Raw genomic sequence first — 12,341 nt, 5'->3', positions numbered from 1 at the left:
AAATTCGCCATTCACTAAATCAATCAGCAAATGTTGGCCGTCAAATTTTTTATGCTGCATGATTAATAAACGGAACCCTGTTAACGGCTGCAAATACAGCTCCCAAAACTTTGGTTGCAGAAAATGTATGCAGAAATTCTTCGTCAATGGTATGATAAATCACGCTCCCATACTGATTAAGTACATAGGTTGCCGGGATGGGCACTTCTGCTGAGATACCTGAGACCTTATCCCATACCGGAACGTCTTTCGAAAACAATCCGAACTTTTCTGCAATTTCGTTAGAGGGGTCTGCCATTAAATTGAATGGAATTTCGAAATATTGTGCCATTTCCCGCACATCCTGATAGGAAGCATGCACTATTACCAGAAGATTGCCACCCAGTGCAAGAATTTCCGGATAAGCCTGAGTCAATAGTTTCAGATGCTTCAAACCATAATTATTCCATCCACCCGACAAAAAACTAAGTACCAACGGCCTATTATCAATAATGGATTTAATAGTTGCCTGTGTATAATTGAATCGGTAAGAAACCTTTTGCCAGATACCCTGATCTTTTTTGAAAGTGATATCAGGGGCTTTAGAGCCCGTTAGCAAAGGCAGCAACTTAGCATTATTCTTCTTAACCGGAATATCTGTATCCCAGAAAGCAGGGTCATATTTTTGGCTATAGTTACTCATGTGTTAATCCGATTTACAGTTTTATTATGTTGATGGCTTACTGATGCAAATATAAATAAATAATCTATATAGTCTATTATTTTAGTAGATTAATTTATTAGAATTTTCTTACCTGATAATTGGGAAATAAAAGAGGCAGGTTCTTGTAGGATACCTGCCTCTTCACTTTACTTATTTTTCGGTCAGTTTCTTCTTATGGGCGGTGTTTTCATCACCTATCACCTCGTCTACATCCCGGTTGAATTCTTTTACGAATTCTTCATAGTATCTTCCGGTGGCAGGGCCGGTATAACCTGTATGAATCTTACTCACATTACCTGCTTTATCAATCAGGATAGTGGTTGGAAACGACAATACCTGGCTCAGGGCGGGTAATGCTTTCGAAGCAAATTCTTTATCGGCCAGGCCTGCAAAAAGTAAATCATATTCTATACCAAAGCGTTTTTTCAATACTTCAAGACGGGTTTTGGCAAATTGGGGGTCGTTCTTACGCTCAAAGGCAAGACCTATTATTTCAACGCCACGCTTGCGATTGGCTTTGTACCATGGCGAAAGAAATATAGATTCATCGAGACAGTTAGGGCACCAGCTGCCCAGAATGGTAACAATAACCACTTTGCCTTTATACTTAGGATCCTGCAACGAAACGGGTTTCCCGGTAAAGGCATCAGGGAACGTGAAATCAAGTTTGGTTCCTTCCTTAATAGTGGTTAAGGTATAAGCATCCGGCAAGGCTGCTTTATCGTTCCGGGTTCCTTTGATCGGTCTTGACGACGCAACTCCTATATATTCACCTGTCAAATCATCACCGGTTACTTTACCTTTAATCAAAACAGGACTTGACCCGCTGAAAGCCGAAAGATAGAAATCATTACCCTGCACTGTACCTTCCAGATAACGGTAGTCGCCCGTTGTGGTCAGAAAAGTACCTGTAAGCTTGTTCCCGAATTGCTCAAAAACACCCACAATTTTATTGCTGCCTTCTCCTATTACTACATCCCAGTTACCCTGAAGACTCACATCAGCCGCAACGGGATGCTCAAAGAAACGATATTTCTTCCCATACTCAGCTGTAAACGCTATTCCTTTATCAGGCCGGGCTGTATTGAATTTCTTAAAAACACCACTTAATGTATTGGCATCAACAATTTTTGCAGCCAGAACAGCATCATAAATATCAACCGGTATAAACAGAGAATCGTTAACCTGGGTGATACCCTTTAATTCAAAACGCTCTGCCCCGTTGAGCAGGTAAGCGGTCTTACCTTGCAGTTCGAAATTGAAAGGTGACTCCTGGCCACCAGCTAATTTAAAAGTACCACGCCAGTTACCATTTTTTGGACCTTTTTGCGCTTGCGATACTAATCCAACCAGCGACAGACCTATAGCGAGAAATACGGTAAAAAGTTTCATAATTTTCTTTGATTTTATATGAAGCAAATATAAGAATATTTAATCTATAAAATTACTAGATTTATAAATTAATTGAATAACCTTCTTATAAATTATTCAGTTCATTTTAGACAAAAAAAAGTGGCATTCTGAAATTCAGAATGCCACCGTATGGTTAATACTATTATTAATATTAGCCAAACAGATAATAGGCTATTACCAGTGTAATAAGAATATTGAAAGTCTGCGCAATCAAAAATGCATAAAGCGGTTTTTTACTGTCCTTGTTAAAGAGATCAGCGAAATTTGTCTCCAGACCAATGCTGGTAAATGCCAGTGCAAACCACAAACCCTGAAAGTTTTTAAGACTACCCTTCACAGCATTGACGGTATCTGTTGGTACCACAAACGAGAAAAGCAATGAAGCAGCTATAAAACCCAGAACAAACTTCGGGAATCGCTCCCATATTACGCCAAACGAAGGCTTGGTATCTTTATCTTTAGCCAGAGGGTTATTGGTGTAGGTCCAGTATATCGAAATAGCAAAAGCAGCTACTCCCAACAACACATTCTGAGAGAATTTAACAATGGTACTGGTTTTAAGGGCAACCTCCCCTACTAATGTGCCTGATGCCACCACGGCTCCGGTGGTATCAATGGTTCCACCCAGCCAAGCGCCGGTTACTTCTTCCGACAAACCCAGTGCTTTGGCAATATAAGGCATGAATATCATCATGGGTATTGCGGTTATAAGTACCAACGAGATAACATACGAAAGCTTTTTTGAATCGCCTTTAATGGCACCCGAGGTAGCAATAGCTGCAGAAACACCACAAATAGAAACCGCGCTTGAAAGCATGATAGCCATTTCTTCGTCTATACCCAATTTTTTAGAAATCCAGAAAGCAAAATACCAAACTGAAATAACAACAACCAGCGCCTGAATAAGCCCCAGTGAACCGGCTTTCAGGATATCAGAAAAAATAACAGTAGTACCCAGAAGTACCAATCCGATTTTAACGAATAATTCAGTTGATAAAGATGCTTTCAACCATACAGGAAGCCGAACGGTGTTACCGATGATTAAGCCAATCAAAAGGCTAAATATAACCGCCTCAAGATTCAGATCCTTCATAGCACTGTTTCCGGCAATTATGAGTGCTCCAATGGTAAGCAGATAAATCACGGGCAATCCAATCAGAAATGGCCCGACGCGCTTACCCAGCAGAAAGGCTCCGGCTACACCAATGGCTAGCACACCTGCCAGAATAATCAGAATTTTCACCAGGTTGTCTACTGCAAGTACTTTGTCAAACAACTCGGCTGTGCTGTTCCAGCCAAATGAAGGAACAGGTAATAAAACACCTAAAACGGCAAGCGAAATAATGGCAAAACCTAAAATAACTACTGTCCAGTCTTCAGTTAAAGAGATTTTTGTGGTAGGGCTCGACATATAAGAGAGAGATTAGAATAGTTTAAGTGGTCAATATAAAAAATCTTTATAGAATTTCTGATTAATTTTTTCTTTGTACATTCGGAAACAAGTCTTTAAGCGCTCTTTGAGCCGCATAAAAGCCGCTCATGCCATGCACACCACCACCGGGTGGCGTAGACGAAGAGCAGATATATAATCCTTTCGTAGAAGTACGATACGGCGACCAGCGCAAGGCAGGTCTTGTAAACAATTGCGTTAAATTCTGAGCTCCCCCATTAATATCGCCCCCAATATAGTTGGGATTATACTCCTCCATTTGTGCGGTGTTCATGGTATGTCTGGCCAGAATCCTCTCACGGAAACCCGGTGCCACACGCTCAATCTGTTTTTCAATGGAATCGGTCATGTCGCGGGTTGAACCGGAGGGTACATGGCAATACCCCCACAGGGTCTGTTTACCTTCTGGCGCTCGTGTAGGGTCAAAAAAACTTTGCTGTGCCAGAAGAACAAAGGGGTTATCGGGGTGCCGCCCTGACCATGTTTGTTGTTCGCCATAGGCAATTTCCTCAAATGTACCACCTACATGAACAGTTCCCGCCTGCATACATTCTTTATTCTTAAAAGGTACTGGCTCTGCCAGTGCCCAGTCTACTTTAAAAACTCCCATGCCATACCTGTATTTATTCAGTTGCGATCGGTAAACTGAAGAAAAGGTATGGCCGGCTATGTGTAATAGCTGCCTGGGAGTTACGTCAAATAATACAGCTGTTGATGAAGGTAATTGCTGCAATGACTTTACATAAAAATTGGTTTCTATTTTACCACCTATCGATTGGAAATAAGAAGCTAACGCACCAGCAATCTGCTTTGAGCCTCCTCTCGGAATCGGCCAGCCATAGGCATGGCCTGCCGTCATCAGCACTAAGCCAATAGCAGAAGTAGTGAGCTTGTTTAAAGGCAGCATTGAATGAGCTGCCATGCCTGCCCATAAACCACGGGCCTCTTTAGTTACAAAGCGCCGGGCGAACAGATTGGCCGGCCAAAGTGCATTCAATCCGAATTGAATGAATTGAAGCACATTTTTCGGAATATGCAAAGGGGCTAAGATATCGTTTGTTAAAGATGAAAATCCATCATTCAGTGGCTTTATTAAGTTTAAATAGGTAGCCTCATCGGCACCCAGTCTTGCTGCGGTTTCTTCTACCGAGCGTGTCAGCATGGCTGCGGTACCATCACTAAAAGGATGCGCCGCTGCCATGGTCGGCTGTATAAACGTTAACCCGTGTTCCTGTAAGGGTAAAGACCTGAAAAAGGGTGACGCCGCTGCCATAGGATGTATAGCCGAACAAACATCATGTATAAACCCCGGCAGGGTCAGTTCTTCAGACCTCAGCCCACCTCCTATGGTAGGTTTGCCTTCTATTAATAAAACCGAAAGCCCGGCCTGCTGCAAAACAATTGCTGCAGAAAGTCCATTCGGTCCGGAACCCACCACTATTGCATCAAAATCAGTCTGAGCCATTATTTATCAACATCTTTACTGTATTTCACAAATCCGAACTGTCACATTAAATTAAAACTTAAATGCCGGCAAAAAAAAGAATTTAATGAACAAAGAGGGTATCCAAAGCAATGAGGCATCAACGAAGAAACGAATGCAATTACGCAAATGTTAATTCTTTTTTGTTTACGAAGTCAAGCAATGTAGTGTTTTCGTACACTTTAAGATTAGCATCACGTACTTTGAGCATAATAGGCCGTATCGGGCAGGTTTCTTCATCGCCACAATCATCACATTTGTCATAGTAATAAATTGAAACACATAAAGTTGGAGCAATGGGGCCATCGGTAATGCGTAAGATACGGGCTAGGGTAATTCTGCCCGGTTCAAGGCTCAACGAATAACCGCCATTTTTACCCTTATGGCTGGTCAGCAACCCATTGTTTCGTAATTCCAGCAAAATGGTTTCCAGAAATTTTCTGGGAATACTCTCTTCACTGGCAATATCAGTTACGGTAAGTGAATCTTTTTCACCATACTTTTCAGCCAAAACCTTTAAGGCTTTCAGGGCATATTTAGCTTTTTTGGAAATCATGGTGCCGCTCTTAAAGTGTAATTGTTCGGTTTAGTTTATTGACCTTACAAATATAATTTATATTTCTATAAAATCTATCAATTTAGTAGATTATTTTATCGTTACTATCCCATTTTAATACCTACTAGCGGCATAAAAAATCTGACTTGGCTAATGATAAGCCAAGCCAGATTGCCTCATTAGTTTATTAAAACAACGAAGCCTATCAGAGTACAAAAAACCACGTTGTGAGTTTTGCAAACCATCAGGTTTTATATGCTCTCAGCGAGATATATTTTAATGATGTCCGTAATTCTTTTCTCCGGCCTCAATGGCAACAGGCAATATATTCTGTTTGGGCGGCAAAGGGCAAGTGGCATACGGTGTAAACGCACAGGGCGGATTCGTAGACTTGTTGAAGTCCAGATACACATATCCGTTTTCGTCAGGTTTGTCGGTATACAAAAACCGTCCGGCACCGTAAGTTTCTTTTTTGTTGGTTTTATCACCAAAAATGATGAACAGACCATTTCCTTCACTCAGGGCATCAAGGCTATATTCTTTTCCACTAATGTTGAATACCACCTTTCCGGGTGACTCCTGCAGATTGGTCTGGCCTAGCACATCAAGAATCGGTATTTTCTTGTTTTCCTCTTTAACTAAACGGGCTTTCACTTTCCATTTTTCATTAATCGCGAAAGTCTCAATCCCTTTAAATTCCTTTAGAAACGGACTCTCCAGATCACGAAGACGGATACCATATTTATCTCCTCTTTTGATAATAAACCACCTCAATGATTTGTGTTTCAGAACAATCGGTTTTTCAGCAGGAAAAACCTTCAGTTTTGTAACAGCTTCCTGATTATTGAGAATAGCTTTATCAGCGGTGGTTTCAATATACACCTCTCCTTTCTCCAGTATCAGAGTACCCAGAAAACCCTCTGCTGTTCCAGTCGGAAAAACTATCTGATTATTCGAATCTGTGCCAAAAGTATTTTTACCTTCTTCCAACCAAAAAAGCCCCGCCAGATTTAACCAGCCGCTTTCTTTCTTCAGATTCTCAATTCTGGTATTATGCCATGCTTTTATGTCTGCCTCATAGGGAGAATCTGATTCGTGTGTGTTAAAACCACATAAAATCAGAACTGTCATGGCGAATAATCCCGGAAGTATCTTAGAAAAAATGCTTTTCTGATGCATGTTACCAAAGGCTTTTAGTTAATGATTATTCCATTCAAAATCTACTTTGATTTACAGACCGGCAAAAGCCTGTTCGATGTCAGCCTTTATGTCGTCGATATGTTCTATACCAACAGAAATACGTAGCTGAGAAGGCTCAACACCGGCAGTTACTTGCTCAGCTTCTGACAGCTGCGAGTGCGTAGTAGAAGCCGGATGGATGATCAGTGTTTTTGAATCACCTACATTGGCCAGATGGCTGATCAGTTTCAGACTATCAACAAATTTAGATGCTCTGTCTTTATCGCCTTTCAGTTTGAAAGATAACACTCCGCCAAAACCCCTGTTAAGGTATTTTTTTGCCAGCTCATGGTATTGATTGCCTTCCAGGCCCAGATAATTTACACTTTCCACCTGCTCATGTGCTTGTAACCATTGCGCCAGTTTTAACGCGTTTTCACTGATTCTTTCGACTCTCAGAGTAAGCGTCTCCAGGCCTTGCAATAATAAGAACGAATTGAAAGGGCTTTGAGACGGGCCCCAATCGCGCAGACCTTCAACCCTGGCTCTGATGATAAACTGAATATTACCAAACGGACCACCTATACCGAATACATCGTTAAGCACCAGACCATGATAACTTGGTGAAGGCTCGGTAAACTGTGGAAACTTGCCGTTGCCCCAGTTGTAATTTCCGGCATCGACTATTACACCTCCCATGGTAGTGCCGTGTCCGCCGATCCATTTCGTGGCCGACTCCACAATCACATTGGCGCCGTATTTAATCGGTTGTGCAATGGCACCCGCTGCGCCAAAAGTGTTGTCTACTATTAGTGGCAGGTCATATTTTTGAGCCAGTTTGGCAAAGGCTTCAAAATCAGGTACATTAAAGCCCGGATTACCTATGGTTTCCAGATACAGAAACTTGGTCTTTTCGTCGATAAGCTTTTCGAAACTCTCTACTTTATCGCCATCTGCGAAACGCGCCTCAACGCCAATATTTTTAAAAGAGTTTTTAAACTGATTATACGAACCTCCGTATAGAAACGACGTTGTAACAAAGTTGTCTCCTACGGTAGTAATATTATTAATAGCTACAAATTGCGCTGCATGACCAGAACCCACAGCCAAAGCGGCTACCCCACCTTCCAACGCGGCTATGCGTTTCTCGAACACATCGTTGGTTGGGTTCATGATTCTGGTATAGATGTTTCCGAACTCCTTTAAAGCAAACAGGTTTGCTCCATGCTGGGCATTGTTGAAAACATAAGAAGTTGTCTGATAAATAGGTACTGCTCTCGCATTAGTTGTCGGATCAACCTCCTGTCCGGCGTGTAACTGAAGGGTTTCAAATTTCATGTTTAAAATGGTTTTAATTGTACGTTATAAAAAATGGCTCTGAAAATCTGTGGGATACTCTTAAAAAATTACGCTTGGTTAATGACTAACCAAGCTAATTTAACTACCATAACCTATTACGATGAATAAACATCTGTAAAGTCTTTAAACTACTTTTCTTTTTCCATATATGAATGTTAAGTATTGTTTTTGCAGACTTGAAAAATATGCCAGACTAACTATGAGCAACAGTATAGACATACCGATAAGAGTCGGGCTCGGGAAATAGTAAAAAGTTGCTATAACTACCAGACTGGCCCTTGCAAACTCGAGGTAAAACACCCAACGCCGCTGGTCAAGAATAGCTCCGCAATTAATCAATGTTATCAGAATGAAAAGGGCTGTCATTACCTGTAAAAAGAACGGAACATAATGCTCAAAAAACAGAATCAGAAACAAAACCGCCAGTGTAACGGCAATCTGAGCAATTACATAGTATCTGAACTTATTGGTATGTGCTTTCACTTTTCTGACAGTCAGGAATTTCCTTTCTGCTTTTGCCCGCATTTCCGGGTCAAAGTCGGATGGTTTCCCAAAAATCACCTTCAGTTTATTCCATAATCCTTTTTTGGCCTTAACCGCATAGGCTATTTCAACAAGAAAATGAAAATGCTGCCATAAAAAACTATAACTGTCCAGCTGCTTGGTTAAACCATAAGTTGGTTCTTCTTTTTCTTCGGCAAAAGTTCCAAAAAGTTTATCCCAGATGATGAACATATCACCATAGTTTTTGTCGAGATACTGTTCATTACTGGCATGATGCACCCGGTGGTGCGATGGCGTAACGATAATGTATTCCAGCAATCCAAGCTTACCAATCAAACGGGTATGCGTAAAAAAGGGATAGATGCCATGCACCAGTAAAATGGTGGTAATCATCTCGGCTGAAAAGCCAATAACCGGTAATACCGACCAAAAGGAAGTACGTACAACTGCCTGAAAAATAGTGATACGGGTTGCCGCAGTATAATTAAACTCTTCACTTTGATGATGCACCACATGAAAACCCCAGAAAAGATTAATTTCATGCCCGAATCTGTGGTACCAATACCAGAGAAAATCAGTCGCCAGCAGCAGACCTATCCACAATAAAATGCTCGGTTGTATATCAAAAATGGCGTAATGAGTATGCAGGTAGTCATAAAAGAAATAGAATCCTCCGGCTGTAAATAAATCAATCAACCGTTCTGCAATGCCAACATTGATATTCGCAATTGAACTGTTAAACTTAAAATAAGGTTTGCCCTGTTTTTGCGCAACGTAGTATTCCAGCCAGATAAAAAACAAAAAGAATGGAACAGCCAATGCTAAATAATTGATAACCATTGTAAGTGAGGATTAAGGTAAATAAGCTATTGAACCCAGTTATGACTCAACACTTAACCAAATCAATGTTTAAAACCCAGTTGTCGTGAGTGGTTTCGAACCACTTAAAAGAGTTTATGAAACTCTTTGTCTTCCATATAAGACTCACGACCGTAGTCTCAAATAAAAATAAAGGTTTATTTACCTGCTTGTTGACGATTATTTGATTCTGACACAAATTAAAACACATATAATCTACCAAACAAGTAGATTAATGAAAAAATTTTCAAGCCCGCTCCAATCGGCGGGCCTGAATTCTATAAACAAATTTAATGACCTAATTTAAATATTTAATTATCAATATATTATCAAAACTGAAAATAAATAAACTGTGCAGGAGAATCGAAAACACCCAGAACGAAGAACATCATTACAAAAATGTAATAAATACTCCAGCGAACCCAGGTTGGCTTAGTCGATATAATTTCACGTATACTTCTGTCGCGTTGAATATAGTGTATGGTTTCCATGAAAATTATCAGTATAACCGCAGTAAAGAACTCTTTGATTCCATTGCCAAGGCATACATTATTGATAAAGTAGTCGAAACTCAGAAATTCTCTCAGACTTGGCCAACCAGTAAATAAATGTGTAACCAGATGCCACGTCCAACTGATTTCAGTATAGTTACCCCGGAAGAATATCCAGGCAAATGCCACCAATACAAATGTGGTTAGTATCTGAACAATCTTAAACAAAAACGGCACTTTGGTTATTCCGGTAATCCGGTTGATAAAATTACGTGGTGCAGCAGTTATAATTGCTCCGATCAGAAATAATCCATGCACAGCACCCCAGATAATGTAGTTCCAGTTGGCTCCGTGCCAAAAACCACTGATTGTAAAAACAAAAAACAAATTGAAATAACGACGATAAACTCCTACTCTGTTACCTCCTAATGGAATATAGAGATAATCGCGAAACCATGTTGAAAGGGAAACATGCCAGCGGCGCCAGAATTCGGAAATGCTTTTCGAAAAATAAGGCCGGTCGAAATTCTTCATCAATTTGAAGCCCATTACCTGAGCAGAGCCAATAGCGATATCGGAGTAACCTGAAAAATCACAAAAAATCTGGAAAGTAAAAAATACGGTCGCTACTATAATAGGTATCCCCTCAAAGTTAAGCGGATGGTTATATACTTTATCAACAAACAGCGCCAGGCGGTCTGCTATGACAACTTTCTTAAATAATCCCCAGGCAATTAGTTTCAGACCACTAGTAACTCTATTATAATCAAATGCATGTTTTTCATAAAACTGGTGTAAAATATTCTGCGGACGTTCAATCGGCCCGGCAACCAATTGAGGATAAAACATCACGTATAACGCATAAATTCCAAAATGACGCTCTGCTTTCTGGTTTCCTCTGTATACCTCTATCGTATAGCTCATGGCCTGAAAAGTATGGAAAGATAAACCAATAGGTAGTAATATATCCAATAGCGGCCAGCTTACCAATCCGGCTTCTCCCAAAGCCAGTCTAAAGAAATTGTAATACTTAAATACAGCCAAAACACCTATATTGGCAATCAGACTAATAATTAAGTACCACTTTCGTTTTTTGCCTTCGGTCTGCTCAATGAGGATTCCGGCAAAATAATCAATTACAATAGTAAAGGCCAGAATGAGAATGTATTCCGGCTTAAAGAACATATAAAAATAACAACTTGTGGCCAGCAACCACCACCATCGATGCTTGTGCTGCAACAAGAAGTATACTAAAGTTACGATAGGGAAGAAAATGGCAAACTCAATAGAATTAAATATCATGTCAGGTCAAATGAATCGCAATGGTATCAACAGGTCAATGACCCGGCTGCGTGCTGTTGCTTTTATTTAGGTTATAGAATAGTACTATTTTAAAGGTGTTTATGTCTCTAGCAGCAGGTTTTAAATGATAAAACGAATCAAAAAAAGAACTATCATCCTGCACAAAATCCTGCGCACTACCCAAAATGGCACATTTCAATTCTTTTTTTAATTGGTTTTCAACCGACTCCACAGCCACCTTGCTATACATAAATGTTGATCTGGCCAAAGGAGGGAAAATAAAGTATACTTCCGCCCCTATTTTTTTCGCTTGTGCTATCAGGTTATTAATATCTTCTATCTGCGCCGAATAATTTATTTTCTCTTTGGTGAACAAAGTAAAATTAATTGCATTCGACGGATTATTAACATGACTGATGATATCTCCTTTTGATGAAAAGGCATTTCTGAAATATACAGAAGACGTATCATCAATGCGGGCATCCTTTGCTTTGTTTTTACTGACAGTATTCCAGAACAATTTTCGTAAGTTAGATAGTTTGTGCTTCACCAGATGGTTGGTTTCCACTAATATCGACGTATCCTTCTTTATATACTGTGTTCCTTCAGGATAATAGTCAACAGCCGGATAGATTACATCCGGCGTACTGTATCTTTCAATATCATATTCAGTACTGATGAATACCTTGTCTCCCTTTTTTATCTCCTTCAATGCATCATTCATCAGAAAATAAGTGCCTAATGGCGCCATAAGCGACATATTAACTACGGGCATTCCCAGATATTTCTCAAGCGTATCGCTATTAATTCCAAACGAGCCGCCCGATCCTCCGATTATGAGAACCTTTGGTGAATGAGTCTGTTCTGCTATTTTATGCTTATCATTTAGCATTCCTCCCAGATACTCATAGGGGTAACTTAGTCTAATGAAAACTCTGTTTAATAATATAACAGAGACAGTGACGATTATACCAAATACAATTACTCTTAAAAAAAACTTCTGTAATGATGTCATTCAATCTTATAGGTAAGGCATTTCATAA

The 12,341-nt window shown here is 40.1% G+C and carries 10 protein-coding genes; all 10 read right to left on the bottom strand.

All coding sequences use genetic code 11. The features are described from left to right. Nucleotides 1-49: 49 nt before the first annotated feature. The gene (locus AC1RRY_RS08700; protein ID WP_492816405.1) at nucleotides 50-682 is read right to left on the bottom strand and encodes a redoxin domain-containing protein; all 633 of its coding nucleotides are present in this window, start codon (nucleotides 680-682) and stop codon (nucleotides 50-52) included. 171 nt (nucleotides 683-853) lie between these two features. Further along, a complete protein-coding gene (locus AC1RRY_RS08695) occupies nucleotides 854-2,095 on the bottom strand; it encodes a peroxiredoxin family protein (protein WP_492816407.1) in 1,242 nt (413 codons plus the stop codon). A 172-nt stretch (nucleotides 2,096-2,267) separates the two neighbouring features. Next, nucleotides 2,268-3,527 (bottom strand): YeiH family protein, encoded by a 1,260-nt coding sequence (locus AC1RRY_RS08690; protein ID WP_492816409.1) that lies wholly within the window; start codon nucleotides 3,525-3,527, stop codon nucleotides 2,268-2,270. Nucleotides 3,528-3,588: 61 nt separating this feature from the next. Continuing rightward, entirely contained in the window at nucleotides 3,589-5,031 is a 1,443-nt protein-coding gene (locus AC1RRY_RS08685) for a phytoene desaturase family protein (RefSeq protein WP_492816411.1), read from the bottom strand. 139 nt (nucleotides 5,032-5,170) lie between these two features. Next, entirely contained in the window at nucleotides 5,171-5,605 is a 435-nt protein-coding gene (locus tag AC1RRY_RS08680) for an RrF2 family transcriptional regulator (protein ID WP_492816412.1), read from the bottom strand. A 276-nt stretch (nucleotides 5,606-5,881) separates the two neighbouring features. Next, nucleotides 5,882-6,784, bottom strand: coding sequence for a DUF1684 domain-containing protein (locus AC1RRY_RS08675; protein ID WP_492816414.1), 903 nt, complete (start codon nucleotides 6,782-6,784; stop codon nucleotides 5,882-5,884). 51 nt (nucleotides 6,785-6,835) lie between these two features. After that, nucleotides 6,836-8,122: an O-acetylhomoserine aminocarboxypropyltransferase/cysteine synthase family protein gene (locus AC1RRY_RS08670; RefSeq protein ID WP_492816416.1), complete on the bottom strand. Its 1,287-nt coding sequence runs from the start codon at nucleotides 8,120-8,122 to the stop codon at nucleotides 6,836-6,838. 144 nt (nucleotides 8,123-8,266) lie between these two features. After that, entirely contained in the window at nucleotides 8,267-9,487 is a 1,221-nt protein-coding gene (locus tag AC1RRY_RS08665) for a sterol desaturase family protein (RefSeq protein ID WP_492816418.1), read from the bottom strand. Between the two features lie 347 nt (nucleotides 9,488-9,834). Then, nucleotides 9,835-11,298: an MBOAT family O-acyltransferase gene (locus tag AC1RRY_RS08660; RefSeq protein WP_492816420.1), complete on the bottom strand. Its 1,464-nt coding sequence runs from the start codon at nucleotides 11,296-11,298 to the stop codon at nucleotides 9,835-9,837. 34 nt (nucleotides 11,299-11,332) lie between these two features. After that, nucleotides 11,333-12,313 carry a hypothetical protein gene (locus AC1RRY_RS08655; RefSeq protein ID WP_492816422.1) on the bottom strand — a complete coding sequence of 327 codons (981 nt, stop codon included), beginning with the start codon at nucleotides 12,311-12,313 and terminating at the stop codon, nucleotides 11,333-11,335. Nucleotides 12,314-12,341 lie beyond the last annotated feature (28 nt).

This window comes from Emticicia sp. GW821-FHT11C11, assembly GCF_058808615.1.
This window is presented reverse-complemented; position numbering and strand designations above follow the sequence as displayed.

Bases quoted from the DNA above. Each gene is read 5' to 3' on its own strand.
- AC1RRY_RS08700 (WP_492816405.1), bottom strand. From the start codon at position 682: ATGAGTAACTATAGCCAAAAATATGACCCTGCTTTCTGGGATACAGAT.
- AC1RRY_RS08695 (WP_492816407.1), bottom strand. From the start codon at position 2,095: ATGAAACTTTTTACCGTATTTCTCGCTATAGGTCTGTCGCTGGTTGGA.
- AC1RRY_RS08690 (WP_492816409.1), bottom strand. From the start codon at position 3,527: ATGTCGAGCCCTACCACAAAAATCTCTTTAACTGAAGACTGGACAGTA.
- AC1RRY_RS08685 (WP_492816411.1), bottom strand. From the start codon at position 5,031: ATGGCTCAGACTGATTTTGATGCAATAGTGGTGGGTTCCGGACCGAAT.
- AC1RRY_RS08680 (WP_492816412.1), bottom strand. From the start codon at position 5,605: ATGATTTCCAAAAAAGCTAAATATGCCCTGAAAGCCTTAAAGGTTTTG.
- AC1RRY_RS08675 (WP_492816414.1), bottom strand. From the start codon at position 6,784: ATGCATCAGAAAAGCATTTTTTCTAAGATACTTCCGGGATTATTCGCC.
- AC1RRY_RS08670 (WP_492816416.1), bottom strand. From the start codon at position 8,122: ATGAAATTTGAAACCCTTCAGTTACACGCCGGACAGGAGGTTGATCCG.
- AC1RRY_RS08665 (WP_492816418.1), bottom strand. From the start codon at position 9,487: ATGGTTATCAATTATTTAGCATTGGCTGTTCCATTCTTTTTGTTTTTT.
- AC1RRY_RS08660 (WP_492816420.1), bottom strand. From the start codon at position 11,298: ATGATATTTAATTCTATTGAGTTTGCCATTTTCTTCCCTATCGTAACT.
- AC1RRY_RS08655 (WP_492816422.1), bottom strand. From the start codon at position 12,313: ATGACATCATTACAGAAGTTTTTTTTAAGAGTAATTGTATTTGGTATA.